We start from the raw sequence: 19,560 nt of genomic DNA on the forward strand, positions 1-19,560 counted from the left end.
CCGGAGGCCCCTCGGCGGGACGCCCGAGCTCGACGGCCGTCAGGAGGTCAGGCCCGTCCGATGGGCCAGGAGGGCCGCCTGCACCCGGCTCGCCGAACCGGTCTTCTCCAGGATCGCGCCGACGTGCGTCTTGACCGTGCCGACCCCGATGCCCAGGCGCCCGGCGATCTCCTGGTTCGACAGTCCCTCGCCCAGCATCGCGAGGACCTCCCGCTCCCGGGCGGTGAGTCGGGCGATCCGGTCGTCCGCGCGCGCCGCTTCCGCGGCTTCCGGATCGCCGCCGCGCAGCATCCGGGCGATCACCGCCCCGGTGACGCCCGGGGAGAGCACGGCGTCGCCGGCGGCGGCCGCCCGGATCGCGCTGATCAACTCCTGCGGACCCTCGTCCTTCAGGAGGAAGCCGGTGGCCCCCTCCCGCAGGGCCCGGATGACGTTGGCCTCGTCGCCGAAGGTCGTCAGCATCACCACGCGCGGCGCGGGATCGAGGGCGAGCAGCGGCGCGATCGCGGCCAGGCCGTCGCACACCGGCATCCGGACGTCCACCAGCGCCACGTCGGGGCGGTGGACGGCGGCCAGCTCGACGGCCTGCCGCCCGTCCTGGGCCTCGGCGACGACGTCGATGCCGTCGGCGTGCCGCAGGATCAGCCGGACGCCGTGCCGGATCATCGTCTCGTCGTCGGCGAGCAGGACGCGGATGGGCCGGTTGGGCTCGGTCACGGGGTCTCCCAGGGCACGGCGTCCCGGACCGACGGGACGGCGAAGCGGTCGATGGCGATGAGACGCTGCGAGGCGTCGAAGCAGTAGCGGGCGACGACCAGGCTGCCGGGGCGGCTCTCGGTGGCGCCGTTGAAGGGGTAGATGCAGCCGGCCGTACCGGCGGGGCGCGGCGGCTCGTGGCCGGTGGCCGCGGCCCGGACCGCCGCGTTGTCCAGTACGCCCGTCCCCGCCACCTCCTGGTAGGTCATGCCGACGCGGGGCAGCGGGGGCGGCCCCTGGTGCCGGGGTCGGGTGGCGTACACGAAGAGGACCGCGATGACCATCAGCACACACAGCCCCGCCAGCCCGAAGGCGAGGGTCAGCGCCTCGGTGATCCGGCGGGCGGGCGGAACGGGCTCCCCGCCGGTGGCCCGGTGGGCGGCGCCGGACGGGTCGTCCACCGGGCCACCGGGGCCGGGGACGTCCGGCCCGCCTGCGGGACGCTCGGGGGCCAGGGAGTCATCGGGGTCGGCGGGCACGGTCGCGTCCACCTGGAACCCGCCGGACGGCAGCGCGGCGGCGTCGAACGTGCCCCCGAGCAGTTCCACCCGTTCCCGGAGGCCGGTCAGGCCGCGCCCGGTGCCCAGGTCACCGGCAGCGGCCGGCGGACCCGGCGGTGCGCCGTTGCGGACGGTGACCCGCACCGTCTCGTCGTCGTGCACGACCGTCACGGTGACGTGTGCCGCGGTCGCGTACCGGTGCACGTTGGTCAGGGCCTCGCGTACCACCCGGTGCACCGCCCGGCGTACCCGCGCCGGGCGGGCGTCGAGATCCGGCCCCGTCCAGTCCAGCCGTACCGCGATCCCCCCGTCGCGGGACTCCGCCAGCAGCGCCTCGACGTCGGCGCGGGTGCCGGTCGCATCGGTGAGCGCGTCCGGCCCGGTGTCCCGGCCCAGCGGCCCGAGCACCCCGAGCACCTGCCGCAGCTCGCGCATCGCGTCCCCGGTGGTCCGCCGCACCAGGACGGCCTCCTCACGCAGCTCGGGTGCCGCCCGGTCCAGGGCCAGCTCCAGCCCGCCGGCGTGCAGCGAGATCAGGCTGAGCCGGTGCCCCACCAGGTCGTGCATCTCGGCGGCGATGCGGGACCGCTCGTGGATGCGCGCCTCGCTGTCGGCGAGCCGGTGGGCGCGCTCCGCCGCGTCGCCGCGCTCGCGCAGCGCCCGCAACAGGCGCCCCTGCTGCCCGTTGGCCGTGCCTGCCAGGCCGGGGACGACCACGGCGGTCGGCGCCAGGGCCAGGCCGAGCGCCACCCCGTACGCCACGGATCCGGGGCCCAGCCACGGCGCGGTCGCCGCCGCGGACACCACGACGAGGCCGCCCGCCGTGGCGAGCAGTCTGGTGCGCCACCGTGCGCGGACGGTCCGGCGCGCCACCGTGTACGCGGTCGCCGCGGTGATCGGCCCGACGCCGGGCGACAGGCCGGCCAACACGGCGAGCGCCAGCAGCACGGCCGTGGGACACCGGCGGCGCAGCGGGAAGAGCCCGGCACCGGTGGCGAGCGCCAGCAACTGGAGCCCCGGGTGCGGCAACGGCTCAAGGCGTCCGACCGTCACGTAGACGCCCAGGCCCGCGAGGGCCACGCCGGCGGTCTCCGCCACCGTGCGCGCGGACCGGGACGCGAACATTCCGGCCGACGGGCGACGACCGGCGAGACGGCGGAAGGGGCTGGTGCGTTCCACGCTGACCAGTATCGACGCCCGAACCCGGGCCCGGTGTGAACCTCGCGGGGGATCCGCGGCTCTACCGAAAGGCAGAGACGCGGACCGTCGCCACGGGAGGTCCGTCGACTCCCGCCCGCCCCGTGGCGGCGACAACGGCGCGGGGCCGGCGCTCCGCCCCGCTGGAGGGGATCCGGCGGGGCGGAGCGCGCTCACGAGGGCCGGTGCCGCCGCGGGCAGCGGCGGAGGGCCCTAGGGCCTGTCGTGCGGTTCAGCGCCCCAATGCCCTCAACACCGCGTCGGCCATGGCCCGTTCGCCCCTGGCGTTGGGGTGCAGCGGTGCGGCGGGCGAGGTCGGCAGCAGCCCCTCGATCCAGCGGGACGCGGAGCAGCTGTCGTGGCCCTTGGTCGGAGCGAGGGTGTCGACGTACGTGGCACCCGCGGCGGTGGCGGTCCTCTCGACCTTCTCGTTGAGCTCGCCCATGACGGAGCGCAGGAAGCGGAGGTCGCCGGTCGTGACGGGCATCTTGCCGAAGCATGCCGTCGGGTCGTCGGGGAGCACCGCCGGGTAACCGACGACCACCACCTTGGCCTTGGGGGCCTTGGCGGACAGCTTGCGGAGACCGTCGGCCAGCTGCGCCGCCGCCGAGTCGAGCCGCTTGCTGAGCGTGTCGCCGTAGAAGTTCCGGCAGGGCGCTCCGAACGGGTTGGTCAGGGACAGGGCGGAGCAGGCGACCACGACGTCGACGAAGCCGACGTCGGAGGTGCCGAGGTTGTTGCCGCCGAGGGTGAGGGTGACCAGGGACGTGTCGGGGGTGACGGCATCGAGCTGGGGGCCGTTGACGACGATCCCGAGGTCGGTCTGGGCGGTGGTCAGCGCGCCGACTTTGGCGCCGGCGCAGGTCTTGTCCACGTAGGAGGACGGGGAGAGGGCCGCGGCGACGAGATGGCCGTAGTTGTGGTCGGAGCGCAGGCACAGGCCCGCGGACTGGGCGGGGACGCCGGCCCCGGCGGCGTAGGAGTCGCCGAGGGCCACGTATTTCCCCGTCCCGGCCGGGGCCGCGGCGTGCGCGGAGGCCGGGGTGGTGGTCACGGTGAGGGCGGAGGCGAGGAGCGCGGCGCCGGTCAGTACGGACGCGCACTTCCGGACGCCGGCGCTGCGCGGGGCGTCAGCGGTGGCGAGGGTGTGTGTGGTGCGCGGTAATGCGGCTCTGGGCACGGTTCCCCCTGAGAAGGCAGCACGACGGAAATCGGTCCGATACCGGCCGGTAACGTCCTCGTATCGTGACGGCCCGACGCCACAGGGGCCATGTGCGGACGCACAGCACCACACCCGCCTCTGTTGTCCCAGAGCACAACCACACCCGTTTGTGCGTGCGACCTTTGTAACCTGCGGGTATGAGCCGCAACCCCGACGCACTCGCCGAAATCGCCCCGATAGCGGCTTCGTTGCTGACCCGCACCGAGGAACTGGGCGCACGGATGGCCCGTTACATCCGCGCCCAGGTGCCCTACTACCGGGGCGACGAACACATCCCCTTCGCGGAGTTGACCGCATCGTGTCGACGCAACTGCGAGCTGGTGCTCCAGCAGCTGGTCGACGGCCGCGACGGGGACATGGCGCCGGCGCGCGAGACCGGCCGCGAACGGGCGCGCCAGGGAACCCCGTTGGCCGAGCTGCTGCACGCCTATCGCGTCGGGTCCGAGATCCTGTGGTCCGCGATCGCCACCGAGGCCCGCTCCGCCCAGGGCCTCACCACCGAAACCATCATGGCCCTGGCCGCGTGGTGGGTGAACGGCGGCCTCGCCGCGTCGGCCAGCGACGCGTATCGCGAGGAGGTCTCCGAGCTGGTGCTGCAACGCGAGCGGGAGCGCTCGGCGATGGTCGAGGCGCTGTTCACCGGCCTGCTCGCCGACCGTACGCCCCTGTGGGACGCCGCCGATGTGCTCGGCCTGCCGACCGGTGGACCGTATGTCGTGGTCGCCGCCGAGGTGCCCGGCCCCGGCCGGGAGGCGCTGCCCGGGGTCGAGGCCCGCCTGCGCGCCGAACAACTGCGGTCGGCCTGGCGCCTGTTGCCGGACCTACAGGTCGGCGTGGTGGCCGTTCCGCATCCGGAGGCCGATGACGCGGTGCTGCGCGTCCTGGAACGGTCGCTCGCCGCCCACGTGGGCATCAGCCCCGCCTACCGCGACCTTCGGGAGACCCCCAAGGCCCTCCGGCTCGCCCGTCTGGCGCTCACCGACGCACGCGGTCGACCCGCCACCGGCATCGCGCGCTTCGACAACAGCCCGGCCGCCCTGCTGGTCGCGGCGGCCCCGGACGAGGCCGGACGGATCGCCCGGGCCGCCCTGGACGGCGTACTGCGGCTACCGGCCGACGAGCGGGACCGCCTGCTGGAGACCCTGGAGTGCTGGTTCGCGGCGGCCGGTTCGACGGTCGACGCGGCGGAGCTGCTGTACTGCCACCGCAACACCGTCCGCTACCGGCTGCGCCGGCTGGAGGAGCTGACGGGGCGCTCGCTGCGCGATCCCCGCGCGGTGGCCGACCTCGCCGTGGCCCTGCACGGGCTGCGGCTGACGCCCGGCGAATAGGGCCTGGGGCGCCGGCCGGGGATCGTTCAGCCCCGCTGCGCCCCCAGGGCACGCAACAGGAACGGGAGCAGTTCCCGGATCGCCGCCTCGCCGGACGACGGGCCGTCCGTGGCGCTCCGGTGCGCCGCGTCGGGGGTCAGGAACAGACGGCTGACCATCGAGCCCACGACGAGGTCGGCCAGCACCTGCGGATTCTCCAGCGGCGGGATGTCGCCGCGGTCGACGGCGCGGCGCACCACGGTGGCGGACCGGTCGCGGACCGGCTCGATGATCGCGGTGTCCAGCACGCGGGCCAGCGCTTCGTTGTGCGCGGACTCACCGATCAGGACGTGCAACAGCCGTCCGCCGGGACCCTCCAGCGTGTCGGCCTTGTCGCGCAGCAGCGCGGCCAGATCGCCCTCGAGGCTGCCGGTGTCCGGCTGCGGACCGAGGTCGCTCGCCCAGCGCACGGCGGTGCCGACGACGAGGTCCTCCTTGGAGCGCCAGCGGCGGTAGAGGGTCGCGGTGGAGACTCCGGCCCGTTTGGCGACCGCGGCCGTGGTCAGCCCGCCGTAGCCGTTCTCCTGGAGGACCTGGACGGTGGCCTCCAGGAGGGCCCGGTCGCGTTCGGCGTCCCGCGGGCGGCCACGGGCGGTCCGCCGGCCGGCCGTGGCGGTCTGATTGCTCTCGGTACGTTCGCCCACACCGGGAGTCTATCGACCTGCATTACGAAACGAAAATTTTTCGTTTCGTGTAGCCTCGGCGACATGACCACCCTCGCCCCCACCCCCGACCTGGACGCGGCCACCGTCGTCGACCGGCTCCGCACCACCTTCGCCACCCGCCGCACCGCCGCCACCGACTGGCGCCGCGGCCAGCTCACGGCCCTGCGCACCCTGCTCACCGACCATCGCGACGAGCTCCTCGCCGCACTCGCCGCCGACCTCGGCAAGGGCCCCGAGGAGGGCTACCGCACCGAGATCGGCTTCACCCTCAACGAGATCGACCACACCCTCGACCACCTCGACGCGTGGCTGGCACCCCGGCCCGCGGAGCTGCCCGAACGACTGCTCCCGGCGACCGCGCACACCGTTCGCGAACCCCTCGGCGTCGTCCTGGTGATCGCGCCCTGGAACTATCCGCTCCAGCTCGCGCTCAGCCCGCTCGTCGGCGCGCTGGCCGCCGGCAACTGCGCCGTCGTCAAGCCCAGCGAGCTCGCCCCGGCCACCTCGGCCGCACTCGCCCGGCTGCTCCCCCGCTACCTGGACGCCGAGGCGGTGGCCGTCGTCGAGGGCGCCGTCCCGGAGACCACCGCACTGCTGGCCCAGCGCTTCGACCACATCTTCTACACCGGCAACGGCGCCGTCGGCCGGATCGTGATGGCCGCCGCCGCCCGCCACCTGACGCCGGTCACGCTGGAACTGGGCGGCAAGAGCCCCGCCGTCCTCGACCCGGGCGTGGACCTGGCCACGACCGCCCGGCGCCTGGTGGCCGGCAAGTTCCTCAACGCCGGCCAGACCTGCGTCGCCCCCGACTACGTACTGGCCGTCGGCGACACCGCCAAGGACCTCGAACGGCACCTCGCCGAGGCCGTACACGAGGTCTACGGAGCGGATCCGGCAACCGCCCCCGAGTACGGACGGATCGTCAACGAGCGCCACTTCGACCGGCTCACCGCGCTCCTCGACGGCGGCCGTACGGTCATCGGCGGCACCCACCACCGCGCCGACCGTTATCTGGCGCCCACCGTCCTCGCCGACATCTCCCCCGACGCCCCGGTGATGCAGGAGGAGATCTTCGGCCCGATCCTGCCGATCGTGGCGGTGCCCGATCTGGACGCGGCCATCGCGTTCATCAACGAACGCGACAAGCCGCTCGCGCTGTACGCGTTCACCGACTCCGAAGAGACCAAGCACCGGCTGCTGACCGAAACCTCCTCCGGCGGCCTGGCCTTCGGCCTGCCGGTCGCCCATCTCACCGCGCCCGGCCTGCCGTTCGGCGGGGTGGGCGAGAGCGGCATGGGGCGCTACCACGGCGAGTACTCGATGGAGACCTTCAGCCACACCAAGGCGGTGCTGGACAAGCCGCTGGGGTGACCGGACGGCCGGGGCGGTGAAATCCGGCGGGGCGGTAGGGGCGGTCGGGTGTCTGGGCTGTCTGGGCTGTCGGAGCCTTTGCGGTGCCGATCCCCGCGTCGCGGGCCGATCGGCTCCGGGGTCAACCGCCCAGCAGCAGCCTCTCCAGCGCCGCCCGGGCCCGGGCGTCGGAAGCGGCGCGGGCGGCGACGGCCTCGGCCAGTTCCCGCACCCACTCGTCCAGCTCGACCGGGCGGCGGGAGAGCACCACGCCCCGCACCTCCTTGCAGACCTCGCCGCCGGGGCGGCTGCCGGAGAGGTCGAGCACCAGGCGCTGCTCGCCGAGCGCGACCTCCAGCCGGGCCACCTTCCCCTCCCTGCCGGCCAGCCGGTCGGCCATGCCGCGCTTGCGCTCGACCGTCACCGCACCGGGCGGCAGCGCGTCCGCCAGCGCCCCGGTCAGCACCTGGGCGTACACCTCCAGGTCGGCGGCGTCCCGGCGCAGCGCGGCGGCGAGCATGTCGACAGTGGCGGCGCCGCCACCGGACTCGGACGGGACGGGGTCGTGGGAGGACATCAGCGCGGCGGCCTTTCGTTTCGGTCTGTGGTCGGGGCGACGGGGCGCGTGCTCAGCCGTCGAGGCTCAGCACCATCGTCGGACGCTCGATGACATGGTCCTCGCGCAGCGGCCGCACGGCGGTGCCGATGGCGAAGAACTCCGTGGTGTGACCGCCCCAGCGGTGGTTGTGCGAGTTGAGCTGTACGCCGACGATGCCTTCCGCGTGGAGTTCCTCGGCCTCGCGCTGCATCCGCTCCATCGCCAACTCCCGCGCGTCGTAGAGGGCCTGCGTGAACGGTTCGATCTCCACGTTCCTGCCGATGTTGGAGAACATCGAGCCGATCTTCTGGTGGGCGATGTGGTAGACGCAGGTGCCCATGACCATGCCCAGCGGGGCGTACCCGGCGCGGACCAGCGTCCAGAAGTCCTGCCCGCTGAGGTCCGAAGTGAAGGGCTGGCCCTTGGCGTTGCGCCAACTGCCGTTGCCTCCGGGCGCGGGAGCGTCGGCCTTCACCGCGGTGCCGATGGCGATGAACTCGGCGATATCACTCCCAAAATCCCGCGCCTCGACCGAGAGCCGCACGCCCACGATGCCGTCGGCGCCCAGCTGTGCCGCCTCGGCCTCCATCCGTGTCATGGCCAACTCCCGGGCGTGGTACATGGCCTGGCTCAGGGTGGTGAGCTCCTGGTTCTTCCCCCAGCGGCCCAGCTGGATGCCCACGTGGTAGATGGAGCTGCCCAGCACCAGGCCGAGCGGCCGGAACCCGGCCTCGCGCACGAGCAGGAACTCGTTGACCGACAGGTCACTGGTGAAGATCGACCCCGGCTTGCCCGGCTGGAGCTCGGCCAGCCGCCGCATCGCATCGGCCGGGACGCCCTGAGCGGTCGGGTCGGTGGCGGTCATGAGCGGTTCCCCTCGTGAAAGTGCCTGGTGGTGATGGACGGGCGAGGACCGACGGACGCCGACGGGTCGGAGCCGACGAGTGGTGTTCGGCGGTACGTCACGTGACACGCGCGCGGCGGCGGTTCGGATCCAGCGACATCATGGTCAGCGTGCGCGGCGGCTCCTGGCGCACGGTGAATCCGGCCACCGCGGTGCCGACCAAGGTGGCCTCGGCGACGTGGTCCTTCTGGTCGGAGTCGCTGTTGCGGCGGCGCGCCCGGACGCACTCCTCGCGCCAGATCCGCAGGCGGCTGTCGCCCAGCACCACGCCGTCCGCTCCGGTGTGCCACGCCTGCTCACCGATCCGCGCCCGCGCGTCATGGCGGGTCGCCGAGACCAGTTGGCTCCAGCCGGTGACCTCCTGATTGCCGGCTCCGAACCAGTTCTGCCGCCGGGTCGTCCAGTCATCGTGGCGGGTACCGATGGCCAGCCCCACCAGGAGTTCGACCGGCACCCAGCCCGCGGCGATCAGCTTGGCGAAGCCCTGGCCGTCCAGATGCGTGGTGAAGGGGCGATGGGGCCGCACCGCACCCTGTGCCCGCACGGCGGTGCCTATCACCTGGAATTCGAAGCAGTGGGGAGCGGAGGGGAACGGCGCCATGGTGAGGTCGGCGGCCACCACGCCGTCGCCGCCCAGTGCCGTGCATTCCGCCGTCATCCGCGCGAGCGCCGCATGCCGTGCGGCCAGCAGCACATCGACCAACGACTTGGAGGCGGCCCCCTGACCGGAGACGGCGACCGGTGCGGGCGTCGAGCCGCGCCCGGACCAACTGGCGTTCCCATAGCCGCAGTCGTAGTAGCGCCAGGAGCTGCCGCCACCTGCCACGTGGTAGACGGCCGTGCCCAGCACCTGCCCGACCGGCTCGAAGCCGACGGACCGGATCGCGGTGAACTCCCCCGTCGACAGCGCCGAGGACCATGTGCCCCGCCGCCGCGCCTCGGCCGTACGCGCCGCCGCCACCGGCGGCAGCCCCCCTGCCGTCCACTCCCCGCTCATGAACACCCACTCCGTTCCCCGGAACAAGCCCTCGCACAGCGAGTCTAGGGCGCGGGTCCGACAACACCGGGTACGGGGCAGCCCCGATCAAATCGGCTTTTCCCCTGTTCAGATGGCCTCTGATGCTGCTGCACGGCCCAGTCGACGACACGGGCGTCACCACAGCCCCACCCGCACCTTGACCGGAAATTTGCCCCCGCTTGAGGCGCCACACGAGGGCGCGCGACCCCGACATCGGCGCCGCCCCAGGGGCGCCGGCATGGGGGCCGGCATGAGCGGGCCGCTGCCGCCCGCACAACGCGCCCGAGGTGCTCGCTCTCGGCGGCCGGCACATCAGCAATTCGCTGGGCGACCACGTGCCCGAACGGTACGTTGCGCAGCAGGACGCGGGGATCGGAGCGAACTGATGCGCCCAGTGCTGCTGGTGGACGTGGACGGACCGCTGAACCCCTATGCCGCGAAGCCGCAGCGACGCCCCGACGACTATCAGACGCATCGGCTGCTGACGCCCCGCTGGGAGGCCGCCCAACGACGCCGGCTGACCGACTGGGGGCTGACCGACGGGCGCATCAAGCCGCTTCGTGTCTGGCTCAACCCGCACCACGGGCCGGCGCTGCTGGCGCTCCCCTTCGACCTGGTCTGGGCGACCACCTGGGAGCAGGAGGCCAACGACTTCATCGCCCCGGCTCTGGGGCTGCCCACGCTGCCCTTCGTCCCCTGGCGCTCGCCGCGGCCCGAGCCTGCGGGAGACGTGTTCTGGAAGACACCGGAGATCGTCGCGTGGGCCAGGGGGCGCGCCTTCGCCTGGGTCGACGACGAGATCAACGACGCAGACCGGGCCTGGGTCGCGGAACACCACCACGGTCCCGCTCTCCTGCGCCGGATAGACCCCCGCGTCGGACTGACCGCGGAGGATTTCGCCGTGCTGGGCGCCTGGGCGACCGACCTGGGCTGACTGCCCGACGCGCCCCGGCACCACCTGCGCCGGCCCCGGGCGAACCACCTGACAGGGACGGGTCCTGCGAGGTGGCCGGCCTCGTCAGTTGTCGACGTACTTGCGCAGCACGGCCTGGTAGTCGGCGAACTCCGGCTCGGTGTGGAGCTTGTCGGTGCCCCGCTTGAGGTAGACCATCCCCGGGCAGTCGGGCTTGCGGGAGCCGCTCAGTTGCTCACTGCCGACCTTCTTGCCCGTCTTGGCCTCGTACACGGTCACGTCGTACACGCCGCGGTACAGCTTGATGCTGTCCGTCGTGAACTTGCAGTCGGTCAGGAACTCGCCCTCGTCGGGCGAGTCCAGGCATGCGATCAGCTGGACCCGGTGCGGGTCGAGGCCGTTTCCGCTCCAGTAGTCCGCCGTGCCGGAGGCCGGGTAGGCGGGGTTGGGAGAGCCGGACTCGCTGATGGTGAACATCGCGATCGGGTGCGGGCCGGCGCCGGTGCGGTCGGCCGCCTGCGGGAAGTACTTGCGGGCCAGGCCGGCGCCGCAGCCGGTCTCGAAGTCGGAGACCCGGGTCAGCGCCTTGTCGTTGGCCTTCGGCTCGCACATCACCCAGTACACGCCGTAGCCCACCGCCACGACCATGACGAGCGCGATCAACCGCGGGATCAGCGTCCGCCGGCCACGCTGTTGCGGCCGCTGCCCCGCGGCGGTGGCCCCGCCGGCCCGGCGCCTGTTCACCACGGCATATCCGAGGAAGAGGACCGGAGCGGCCGCCACCACGACGAACAGGAGGCCCACCGGCGCATTGCCGCCCTTGAAGGCGATCACCGAGAAGACCACCGCGATGCCGATGAACAGGACCATCAGCCTGGCCATGAACACACCTTTCCTTGAGACCGACAGCGAGCCCGAACCACCGGCGACACGCGACTTCGCCGGTGGAGACTCCGCGCCACTGCACGACCGGTCGTTCGCCGGTCGTTCGCCAGACGACCTCCCCACCCTCGCGGAAGGCGTTGAAATGCCGATGACATGGCGATGAAGCGGGCGCGCGGGAAGGCGCCGAGACGAGAACTTCCCACGCTGCCCGGACGCGCCGTCACACCACTCCGGGTGATTGCATGCACGCGCACAGGCATGCAGAGGTATGCGCACAGCCGCAACTCCAGGCAGGACGACCTGCACCTTCCCCTAGGTCCTGTCGCCACACCGCAGACCCATACGGTCGTTCCACGACTGGCAGCCGTCATCCGGCCCGAGGATGCTTGAGGTGTGGTGCAGCACGACAGAGCGGGAGCGGGGACGTGAGGACGTCGAGCGCGGGGCGCGCCACGCTCGGGCGCTGGTGTCTGCGCCACCTTCACTTCCTCCCCGTCCTCCTGCTCGTCGGAGGTGCGCTCTTCGACTACGCCACCTCCCCGCACGTGAGCGCGGAAGCCTTCTATACGGCAGCGCCGATGACGGCCGCCGCGCTGCTGTCGCTCCGCGCGACCATCCTGGCGGGCATCGGTGCCTGTGCCGCCGATGCCGCGCTGCTCACCCACTTCGGCCTGATCGGTGATTCCGGTGGGTGGAGCGAGCTGGCGGCGGTCGTGACCGTCTCGGCCCTCGCCATCGTCGTCAACCGCCTCATGTACTACAGCTACGCGCGCATGCAGTCCGCACGCAGGATCGCCCTCGCCGCGCAGCGCGCGGTGCTGCCGCAGCCACCGGCCTCGATCGGACCGCTGCGGATCGCGGTGCGCTATCAGGCGGCCGTGAAGGACGCCCAGATCGGCGGCGACCTCTACAGCGCCCAGGACACTCCGTTCGGCGTGCGGTGTCTGGTGGGCGATGTGCGGGGCAAGGGCCTGGACGCGGTCAAGGTGGTGGCCGTGGCCATGGGTGCGTTCCGGGAGGCCGCCGAGGAGGAACCCACGCTCGTCGGGGTCGCGGCCAGGCTGGAGCGGGCCCTGCTCCGGGAAAGGTGCCAGCGGACCGGACCCGAGCGCATCGAGGGTTTCGTCACCGGCGTCCTCGTCGAGATCCCGCCCCGCCACGATCAACTGCGGCTGCTCAACCGCGGCCACCCTCCCCCGCTGGTGCTGCACGCCGGCCGGGTGCACACCGCGGAACCGTCCGTACCGGCCCCTCCCCTGGGACTGGCGGAACTGGGCACCGGCCAGGACCGGACCGACACCGTGCCCTTCCCCTCAGGGGCCACGCTCCTGCTGTACACCGACGGCCTGAACGAGGCGCGCAACCGCGCCGGAGACTTCTACGACCCCACGGCCGGGCTGACCGGGGTCGAGTTCCCCGGGCCGGACGCGCTACTCGACGCCCTCCTCAGCGAGGTGAACCGCCACTCCGCAGGCCGCATCACCGACGACATGGCGCTGCTCGCCGTCACCCGCACACCACCCTCGTCGGACCACGGGCCGCAACGGCGCGTGCACGGCGAACGATAGGGCGCAGGGACCGGCCCGCCCCGGGCGACCCAACGGACGGTACGCGTACCGCGAGTTCGTGACCGCCCTCGATGCGGCCGGACGTCAACGACGAGAGGCCCGCGGTGACAGGACGCACCGCCCCGTGGCGCCGGATTCGTGTAGGAGTGGGGGAAGGGTTTCTCCAAGCTCAATGACCTGTGGGGTTACGTTGACCGATCTTGCGGAGTCCGTCGAATCGATGGAACAGCTCACCGTGGCCTGGCGCGCCATGGTGCTCGACCGCGACGCAGCTGCGGACGTGCGGGACCTTCCAGGCATCGCCGTGCGCTGGGCGGACTGTCGATTCCCCTTCTGGAACTGCCTCACCCTCACGGAAGTGGGCGCGGACGCAGGGCTCCTCGGGCAACGCCTGGGCCAGGCAGCGGACATCATGCGCACGAAGAAGCGCCCCGGCTTCCTGTGGCTCTTCGAGGACCTCCTCGACGACGGGGCTCGCCGCGCGCTGGAGACCGCGACGGAGCAGGCGGGTCTTCGGCATGCCTTCCCCGGTTGGGGCATGGCCGGGGACCTGCTCCCCCTCCCCGAGCCGGTCCACCCCGAGCTGACGTTCGTGCGGGTGACCACCGACGAGCAGTTGCAGGTCTACGCGGACCTCAACTCGCGCGGCTACGGGTTTCCCTTGGCGACGGGCCGCGACGGACTCGCCGGATCCGCGCTGTGGAAGAACGAGGTGTACGCCTACCTGGGCATGCGCGGCGATGTTCCGGTGACCTGCGCGGGGGCGGTCGAAGCAGCAGGCCGCCTGTTCGTCGCACTGGTCGCGACGGACCCGGAGTGGCAGCGCCGGGGCTACGGCGAGGCGGTCACGCGCAAGGCGCTGTACGAGGGCGCCCGGGCCACCGGACTGACCCGCGCCACCTTGCACGCGACCGCCGCCGGGGCTCCCGTGTACCCGCGCATCGGGTTCACATCGAACTCGCCGATCCACTTCTACGGCCTGAAAGCCTGATCCGACGCCGCGGGCCCCTGCCCCGTCCGCCAGGCCCCTGCCTGGGAGCGGCTCCGTTCACCGTAACCGCATTGGTACAGAATGATTACCGGCCGTAACCTATCTCTCAGTCACCACGTTGGCCCTTGCGATCCGAATCCCAGGCGAACGGCTCACGGATCACTTCGGAGTCCGCTCACCCCGCAAGGAGCACCGTATGAAGCTGCGTTGGTCGCGACTGCTCACCACCCTGCCTGCGGTCGCCCTGGCCGCCGGCCTCACCACCTCACCCGTCGCCGCCGCCCACCCGCCGGCCACCGCGCTTCCCGGCAAACCACTCGGGTCGCCCCTCCCGACGTCCTTCCCCTCCGCCCCCCGCGGGCCGTTGGGGCTGCCACTCCTCAAGTCGTCCGCCGCGGGCACGCCGCGTCAGGCACCGTGGGCCACCGTCAGCAGTGGCTGGAACGACTTCTCCTGCCGGCCCTCCGCCCGGCACCCTCGCCCGGTCGTCCTCGTCCACGGCACCCTCGCCAACTCCGTCGACAACTGGCTTGGTCTCGCGCCCTACTTGGTGGCCCGTGGGTACTGCGTGTTCTCCCTGACATACGGCCAGTTGCCCGGCCTCCCCCTCGTCGGCGGGCTCGGTCCGATCGACGCCTCGGCCGAGCAGCTCGCCGGGTTCGTCGACCGGGTGCGGGCCGCAACGGACTCGCGGAAGGTCGACATCGTCGGCCAGTCGCAGGGCGGCATGATGCCGCGGGTGTACATGAAGTTCCACGGCGGTCGCCACAAGGTGCACACACTGGTCGGACTGGCCCCCGACAACCACGGCACCGACCTGCACGGCCTGGCCGCACTGGTGGACATCGCCCCGATCAAGCAGACCCTCCACACGCTCACCCCGGGGCTGATCCAGCAGAAGGCCGGCTCCCCGCTGCTGCGTCGTCTGAACGCCGGTGGCGACACTCTGCCCGGTATCCACTACACCGTCATCGCCACCAAGTACGACGAGGTCGTCACGCCCCTCGGCTCGGAGTTCCTGCACGGCCCCCGTGTCCACAACATTCTGATCCAGCACCTGTGCCCGATCGACGTCTCCATGCACGCGAGCATCGGTCTGATCGACCGGATCGCCTTCCACGAGACCGCCAACGCGCTCGACCCGGCACACGCCATCCCCACCACCTGTGCCTCCGCCCTGAGCTGAGCTCCGACGGGACAATCGGGCGACCGGGGGGACGGACTTGAGGCGGCGCCTCCGGGGAGGGGAGCGCCGCCCCGCGCCGTGCAGCGGGTGCGACGGGCCGAGGGGAAGTGCGGCCGGCGACGGCAGCCTCGGCGAGGCCGTACGGCGGACCCAGGGAAAGCCTTTGCCGTAGCTCGGTGTCTCCTTGACGCAGAGTTCACTACTTTTCAATGGAGCCACCACTCAACGGGGTGGCACGACTGAGTGCACGTGCGCAACTCATCTCCGGCACAACGGCCCCTGACGGGGCATCACGTCCGCGCACAGCCAGTGAAATGTCATGCTCTTGACAGGACACACGTGTGCGCAGCACATGGCGTGCATGCCGCCCCGGGAGCGCCGTCCGCCGGCTCCTTCCCCCACGGAGGTCGATCCCTTGCGTTCCCTACGAAAGGGCAGATCCGATCGCACGAGAGGGCTGGCGCGCCGCGGCGTCCCGGTCCTGCTGTCGGCGGCAACCCTCGTCATCGGTGGCATGATCGCCGCCAGCCCGTCCAGCGCCGCACCGGCGGCGCCCACAACCCACGCGTCCCTCACCGCGTCCGCGGCCCGCGCGCACGTCCACACCCACCGGCTGTGTGCGCACCCGTCGGAGCCCGGCTACATGGCCTGCAACGCGGTGGCCCGCACGGACGTCAAACAGCAGCTGTCCCTCCGGCCGCACGCCGCCCCCTCCGGCTACGGCCCCAGCGACCTGCAGAGCGCGTACAACCTGCCCCAGTCGGGCGGCTCAGGCCAGACGGTGGCAATCATCGACGCCAACGACGACCCCAACGCCGAGCAGGACCTGGCGACGTACCGCTCCCAGTACGGCCTGCCCGAATGCACCACCGCCAACGGCTGCTTCCAGAAGGTCGACCAGAACGGCGGCAGCAACTACCCTGCGCCGGACTCGGGTTGGGCCGGTGAGATATCCCTCGACGTCGACATGGTCAGCGCCGCCTGCCCGCAGTGCCACATCCTGCTGGTCGAGGCGAACAGCGCCAGCATGGACGACCTGGGGACGGCGGTGAACCGCGCCGTCGCCATGGGCGCCAAGTTCGTCTCCAACAGCTACGGCGGTCCCGAGGACTCCACCGACCCCACCTCCGACGAGCAGTACTTCAACCACCCGGGCGTCGCCATCACCGTCAGCTCCGGTGACAGCGGCTACGGCGTCGAGTACCCGGCGGCCTCGCAGTACGTCACCGCCGTCGGCGGCACCTCACTCCGGCAGGACAGCAGCGCCCGTGGCTGGAGCGAGACCGTCTGGGGCTCCAGTGCGGGCGGCGAGGGCGCCGGCTCCGGCTGCTCCCAGTACGACAACAAACCTGCCTGGCAGCAGGACTCCGGGTGCGCCAACCGCACCGTCGCGGACGTCGCCTCGGTCGCCGACCCGGCCACCGGCCTCGCGGTCTACGACACCTACCAGGCCAGCGGCTGGAACGTCTACGGCGGCACCAGCGCCTCGGCCCCGTTCATCGCCGGCGTCTACGCCCTCGCGGGCACCCCGGGCGCGAGCGACACCCCCGCCTCCTACCCGTACACCCACGCCTCCGCGCTGAACGACGTCACCAACGGCGCCAACGGCTCCTGCTCCCCGTCGTACCTCTGCACCGCCGGCGACGGCTACGACGGCCCGACCGGCCTCGGCACACCGAACGGCACCGCGGCCTTCACCAAGTGAGGTGGCGCGAGTCGGCGCAGAACTTCGTGAGCAAGCAGTGACGCGGCAGGCCCTCACGTAGCCGACTGCCACCCCACCGACAGCCACAGTCCGGCGGCCTTCCCAGGCGCCGGACTGTGGCGCGGAGCGGTGAGCGCCGACCGCCGTGCCCGAGTGTCAGTGCGCAGGAGTACCTTTCCTTCTGTCGGTTGCAGACATGAGAGAAGCACGGGGGGTGCGCACGGTGTTCTCACGCAAGGCGAGGGAGTCGGGCGGCGGTTTCGGATTCGCTCTGGTGCGGCGGGGCTACGACCGCGGACAGGTCGATGCGTACATCGAGCGGCTGTCCCAGGCCGAGCCGCCGGCCGCGCCGCCGGCGTTCGACCTGGTGCGGAGGGGCTACGACCGGGGGCAGGTCGACGCCCGCATCGAGGAGTTGCGGGCCCTCAGGACGGCCGGAGAATAGTCGTCGCCGAGCCGGCGGCCGGCAGGGGCGGCGCCCCCCAGGATCAGGCCGGACGCGGGATGTACGCCAGGCCGTGCGCGCCGGGGGCACCGAGCTTGGCGATGTCCAGCCGGGCCAGGCACTCCAGCGTCTCCAGGTCGACGATGTCGACGGTGGAGGAGACGACGCCCGCCACATAGGCGAGCCGGCCATCGGGCGACGACGTGATCGTCAGCGGCAGGAGCCCCACCTCGACCTCGCCCAGTTCCTTGCGGGTGTCGGCGGAGAACACCTTGAGGCGGCCCGGTGCCTGGCGCCCGAGTCCGGAGTTCGGGTCGGGTGCCATGTGTGCCTCGCCGGCGAGCAGCTTGCCCGTCGACGTCATGTGCAGCGGCAGGACGACGCTCCCCGTGGGCAGCGTGTCGACGACGGAGGCCGTGCGGGCGTCGATGACCCGGATTCCCGTGGCCGTCCGCTCCTTGGCGGCGCCGAAGAAGGGACCGGCGTAGGGCGAGGCCACGAAGACGTGTGCACCGTCGACGGACACGGCCAGTCCCTCGCTCCCCGGCACCTCGACCTTTGCGGCGAGGACTCCCCGTTCGAGGTTGACGACCGAGACGAACGGCGCCTCCTTGTTGGTGGCGTAGCCCGTCCTTCCCGTCGGGTCGATGGCGAACCAGTGCGGGCCGGGCGCTTCGGTGTCGATCCTGCCCGTGGGACGACGCGTCCGCGTGTCGATCACCACGACGCCTCCACGGCGGTCCGCGGAGCCCTCCACGCTGACGTAGAGGCGGTGGCACTCGGCGTCCAACGCCAGCCCGTGCGGGCCGTGTTCGGGGGCAAGGTCGACGACCTCGACGACGCTCCGCGTGTCGGGATCGATGGCGACCACCTCGGTACGTCGGCCGCTGTTGTCGTGGTAGTAGCCCGAGTGGTACGTCGTGGTGCACCACAGCAGCCGCTGGGTCGGGTCGAAACACAGCTCGTGCGGCTCGGCGAGGACTTCCAGTGTGTCGAGGTGCCGGTCCGAGGCGGCGTCGAAGAACGACACCGTCGGCCCGCTCTGGCTGACCACGGCCAGCACATCGCCTTCCCGACCGGCGCGGGGGGACTGTTGCACAACGTACTCCTAGAACGTGGCGAAGGTGATGTCATGTCACACGGATTCGCGGACACCTCCACTCTCCGCGCCCCAAGATTCCGCGGCAATGCAAAGATTGGCATCACATCATTGCCTCAGGCGTAAAAATGCAGCTCAGGAGCATCGATGGACCTCAATCTGCTACGCGCCCTGGACGCCCTGCTCCAGGAGAACAGCGTCACCCGTGCCGCGGAGCGACTGGGCACCTCCCCCGCGGCGGCCAGTCGGACGCTGGCGCGTCTCCGCCGTGCCGTCGGCGACCCCCTGTTGGTCCGTGCGGGCCAGCAGATGGCCCCCACCCCGCGCGCCCTGGAACTCCGGGAGGAGGTCGGTGCGTTGCTGCGCAACTGCGACAACCTCCTGCGCCCCGGGGCCGGCTTCGATCCCGCACAGCTCCAACGGACCTTCACCGTGCAGGCCACCGACCTCCTCCTGGCGGGGCTGGCCGGCACCCTGACCGACCGGATCCACACCGAAGCCCCCCACGTGGACGTGGTCTTCCTGCCGGAGGCGGTGGAGGGCGGCCCCGCCCTGCGGCAGGGCTGGGTGGATGTCGAACTGGGCGTCCTCGGGCACCTCGACCCGGAGATCCGGACCCGACCGCTCACCAAGATCGCGCTGCTCGGGGTGGCCCGCAGCGATCATCCCCTCTTCGACCGGCCGATCGACGCCCGCCGGTTCGCCGAAGCCGGCCACATCGGGATCTCCCGGCTCGGCAAACGCCGCGGGCCGATCGACCAGGCACTCGCGGAACTCGGGCTGCAGCGCCGGATCGCGGTCGTCGTCCCCAGTCACACCAGCGCGATGATCCTCGCCCGGGACACCGACCTCGTCGCCCTCACCCTGGCCGACTGGCTCCCGGACGCCATCGCCGCACTGGGACTGCGCACCTTCCCCCTGCCCCTCGACGTGGCGCCCCTCGACCTCGGAATGGCCTGGCACCCGCGCAACTCCGCTGATCCGGGCCATCGTTGGTTCCGCGACCGCCTGGCGGCTGCCTTCCCGGCCCCTTCGGAGACGACGCACGACGACTCTTGAGGAGCGCCCCCCGCGCCGTCGACAGACAGGACGCCCCCTTTTGACTCTTCTGGTGGAGGTTTCCAGCCACATGACCCATCGTGACCGGAGTCGGGGCCCGGGAGGAGACATGAGGCGGGCGCCAGGAGT

18 protein-coding genes are annotated in these 19,560 nt (G+C 72.1%); 9 read left to right on the forward strand and 9 right to left on the reverse strand.

All coding sequences use genetic code 11. From position 1 onward, the window contains the following. Positions 1-39: 39 nt before the first annotated feature. The 3 genes from MOV08_RS02745 to MOV08_RS02755 all read right to left on the reverse strand — a co-directional run bounded on the left by MOV08_RS02745 (position 40) and on the right by MOV08_RS02755 (position 3,633). The gene (locus tag MOV08_RS02745; RefSeq protein WP_039629199.1) at positions 40-717 is read right to left on the reverse strand and encodes a response regulator; all 678 of its coding nucleotides are present in this window, start codon (positions 715-717) and stop codon (positions 40-42) included. Continuing rightward, the gene (locus MOV08_RS02750; RefSeq protein ID WP_420834275.1) at positions 714-2,381 is read right to left on the reverse strand and encodes a sensor histidine kinase; all 1,668 of its coding nucleotides are present in this window, start codon (positions 2,379-2,381) and stop codon (positions 714-716) included. Before MOV08_RS02750 ends, MOV08_RS02745 begins: the two co-directional genes overlap by 4 nt. 304 nt (positions 2,382-2,685) lie before the next feature. Next, positions 2,686-3,633 carry an SGNH/GDSL hydrolase family protein gene (locus MOV08_RS02755; RefSeq protein ID WP_275306027.1) on the reverse strand — a complete coding sequence of 316 codons (948 nt, stop codon included), beginning with the start codon at positions 3,631-3,633 and terminating at the stop codon, positions 2,686-2,688. A gap of 179 nt (positions 3,634-3,812) precedes the next feature. Between MOV08_RS02755 and MOV08_RS02760 the strand changes: the two genes are divergently transcribed. After that, positions 3,813-5,006, forward strand: coding sequence for a PucR family transcriptional regulator (locus tag MOV08_RS02760; protein WP_275306029.1), 1,194 nt, complete (start codon positions 3,813-3,815; stop codon positions 5,004-5,006). A gap of 26 nt (positions 5,007-5,032) precedes the next feature. Here MOV08_RS02760 and MOV08_RS02765 read toward each other — a convergent pair whose 3' ends face one another. After that, positions 5,033-5,689, reverse strand: coding sequence for a TetR/AcrR family transcriptional regulator (locus MOV08_RS02765; protein ID WP_275306031.1), 657 nt, complete (start codon positions 5,687-5,689; stop codon positions 5,033-5,035). Positions 5,690-5,752: 63 nt separating this feature from the next. Between MOV08_RS02765 and MOV08_RS02770 the strand changes: the two genes are divergently transcribed. Next, positions 5,753-7,081, forward strand: a complete 1,329-nt coding sequence (locus MOV08_RS02770) for an aldehyde dehydrogenase family protein (protein ID WP_275306032.1) — start codon at positions 5,753-5,755, stop codon at positions 7,079-7,081. A 121-nt stretch (positions 7,082-7,202) separates the two neighbouring features. Here MOV08_RS02770 and MOV08_RS02775 read toward each other — a convergent pair whose 3' ends face one another. The 3 genes from MOV08_RS02775 to MOV08_RS02785 all read right to left on the reverse strand — a co-directional run bounded on the left by MOV08_RS02775 (position 7,203) and on the right by MOV08_RS02785 (position 9,559). Beyond that, positions 7,203-7,637 carry a hypothetical protein gene (locus MOV08_RS02775; protein ID WP_052286442.1) on the reverse strand — a complete coding sequence of 145 codons (435 nt, stop codon included), beginning with the start codon at positions 7,635-7,637 and terminating at the stop codon, positions 7,203-7,205. Between the two features lie 52 nt (positions 7,638-7,689). Further along, entirely contained in the window at positions 7,690-8,523 is an 834-nt protein-coding gene (locus MOV08_RS02780; RefSeq protein ID WP_099055644.1) for a heavy metal-binding domain-containing protein, read from the reverse strand. A 97-nt stretch (positions 8,524-8,620) separates the two neighbouring features. Then, a complete protein-coding gene (locus MOV08_RS02785; protein WP_275306033.1) occupies positions 8,621-9,559 on the reverse strand; it encodes a heavy metal-binding domain-containing protein in 939 nt (312 codons plus the stop codon). Positions 9,560-9,965: 406 nt separating this feature from the next. Between MOV08_RS02785 and MOV08_RS02790 the strand changes: the two genes are divergently transcribed. Beyond that, on the forward strand, positions 9,966-10,514 hold the full coding sequence (locus tag MOV08_RS02790) for an HAD domain-containing protein (RefSeq protein ID WP_275306034.1): 549 nt from the start codon (positions 9,966-9,968) through the stop codon (positions 10,512-10,514). An 84-nt stretch (positions 10,515-10,598) separates the two neighbouring features. Here the strand turns inward: MOV08_RS02790 and MOV08_RS02795 are convergent, their stop codons facing one another. After that, a complete protein-coding gene (locus MOV08_RS02795; protein ID WP_275306035.1) occupies positions 10,599-11,375 on the reverse strand; it encodes a hypothetical protein in 777 nt (258 codons plus the stop codon). 428 nt (positions 11,376-11,803) lie between these two features. Here MOV08_RS02795 and MOV08_RS02800 point away from each other — a divergent pair, with 428 nt between their 5' ends. The 5 genes from MOV08_RS02800 (at position 11,804) to MOV08_RS02820 (ending at position 17,273) form a co-directional block, all read left to right on the forward strand. Continuing rightward, positions 11,804-12,946 carry a PP2C family protein-serine/threonine phosphatase gene (locus tag MOV08_RS02800; RefSeq protein ID WP_039629212.1) on the forward strand — a complete coding sequence of 381 codons (1,143 nt, stop codon included), beginning with the start codon at positions 11,804-11,806 and terminating at the stop codon, positions 12,944-12,946. Positions 12,947-13,136: 190 nt separating this feature from the next. Continuing rightward, the gene (locus MOV08_RS02805) at positions 13,137-13,937 is read left to right on the forward strand and encodes a GNAT family N-acetyltransferase (RefSeq protein WP_039629214.1); all 801 of its coding nucleotides are present in this window, start codon (positions 13,137-13,139) and stop codon (positions 13,935-13,937) included. Between the two features lie 196 nt (positions 13,938-14,133). Continuing rightward, positions 14,134-15,123, forward strand: a complete 990-nt coding sequence (locus MOV08_RS02810; protein ID WP_275306036.1) for an esterase/lipase family protein — start codon at positions 14,134-14,136, stop codon at positions 15,121-15,123. Positions 15,124-15,637: 514 nt separating this feature from the next. Next, positions 15,638-16,828 (forward strand): S53 family peptidase, encoded by a 1,191-nt coding sequence (locus MOV08_RS02815; RefSeq protein WP_275306038.1) that lies wholly within the window; start codon positions 15,638-15,640, stop codon positions 16,826-16,828. A 196-nt stretch (positions 16,829-17,024) separates the two neighbouring features. Then, on the forward strand, positions 17,025-17,273 hold the full coding sequence (locus tag MOV08_RS02820; RefSeq protein ID WP_275306040.1) for a DivIVA domain-containing protein: 249 nt from the start codon (positions 17,025-17,027) through the stop codon (positions 17,271-17,273). A gap of 43 nt (positions 17,274-17,316) precedes the next feature. Here the strand turns inward: MOV08_RS02820 and MOV08_RS02825 are convergent, their stop codons facing one another. Further along, entirely contained in the window at positions 17,317-18,372 is a 1,056-nt protein-coding gene (locus tag MOV08_RS02825; RefSeq protein WP_275306041.1) for a YncE family protein, read from the reverse strand. A gap of 147 nt (positions 18,373-18,519) precedes the next feature. Between MOV08_RS02825 and MOV08_RS02830 the strand changes: the two genes are divergently transcribed. After that, positions 18,520-19,431 (forward strand): LysR family transcriptional regulator, encoded by a 912-nt coding sequence (locus MOV08_RS02830; protein WP_039629222.1) that lies wholly within the window; start codon positions 18,520-18,522, stop codon positions 19,429-19,431. The last annotated feature ends 129 nt before the right edge of the window (positions 19,432-19,560 follow it).

Origin of the sequence: Streptomyces yunnanensis, from assembly GCF_029011865.1 — a bacterium.
GTDB lineage: Bacteria > Actinomycetota > Actinomycetes > Streptomycetales > Streptomycetaceae > Streptomyces > Streptomyces yunnanensis.

What these genes read in the sequence shown, in the direction of transcription:
- MOV08_RS02750 (WP_420834275.1), bottom strand. Translation starts at nt 2,381, where the DNA reads ATGTTCGCGTCCCGGTCCGCGCGCACGGTGGCGGAGACCGCCGGCGTG.
- MOV08_RS02760 (WP_275306029.1), top strand. Translation starts at nt 3,813, where the DNA reads ATGAGCCGCAACCCCGACGCACTCGCCGAAATCGCCCCGATAGCGGCT.
- MOV08_RS02770 (WP_275306032.1), top strand. Translation starts at nt 5,753, where the DNA reads ATGACCACCCTCGCCCCCACCCCCGACCTGGACGCGGCCACCGTCGTC.
- MOV08_RS02775 (WP_052286442.1), bottom strand. Translation starts at nt 7,637, where the DNA reads ATGTCCTCCCACGACCCCGTCCCGTCCGAGTCCGGTGGCGGCGCCGCC.
- MOV08_RS02780 (WP_099055644.1), bottom strand. Translation starts at nt 8,523, where the DNA reads ATGACCGCCACCGACCCGACCGCTCAGGGCGTCCCGGCCGATGCGATG.
- MOV08_RS02785 (WP_275306033.1), bottom strand. Translation starts at nt 9,559, where the DNA reads ATGAGCGGGGAGTGGACGGCAGGGGGGCTGCCGCCGGTGGCGGCGGCG.
- MOV08_RS02790 (WP_275306034.1), top strand. Translation starts at nt 9,966, where the DNA reads ATGCGCCCAGTGCTGCTGGTGGACGTGGACGGACCGCTGAACCCCTAT.
- MOV08_RS02795 (WP_275306035.1), bottom strand. Translation starts at nt 11,375, where the DNA reads ATGGCCAGGCTGATGGTCCTGTTCATCGGCATCGCGGTGGTCTTCTCG.
- MOV08_RS02810 (WP_275306036.1), top strand. Translation starts at nt 14,134, where the DNA reads ATGAAGCTGCGTTGGTCGCGACTGCTCACCACCCTGCCTGCGGTCGCC.
- MOV08_RS02815 (WP_275306038.1), top strand. Translation starts at nt 15,638, where the DNA reads ATGATCGCCGCCAGCCCGTCCAGCGCCGCACCGGCGGCGCCCACAACC.
- MOV08_RS02820 (WP_275306040.1), top strand. Translation starts at nt 17,025, where the DNA reads ATGAGAGAAGCACGGGGGGTGCGCACGGTGTTCTCACGCAAGGCGAGG.
- MOV08_RS02830 (WP_039629222.1), top strand. Translation starts at nt 18,520, where the DNA reads ATGGACCTCAATCTGCTACGCGCCCTGGACGCCCTGCTCCAGGAGAAC.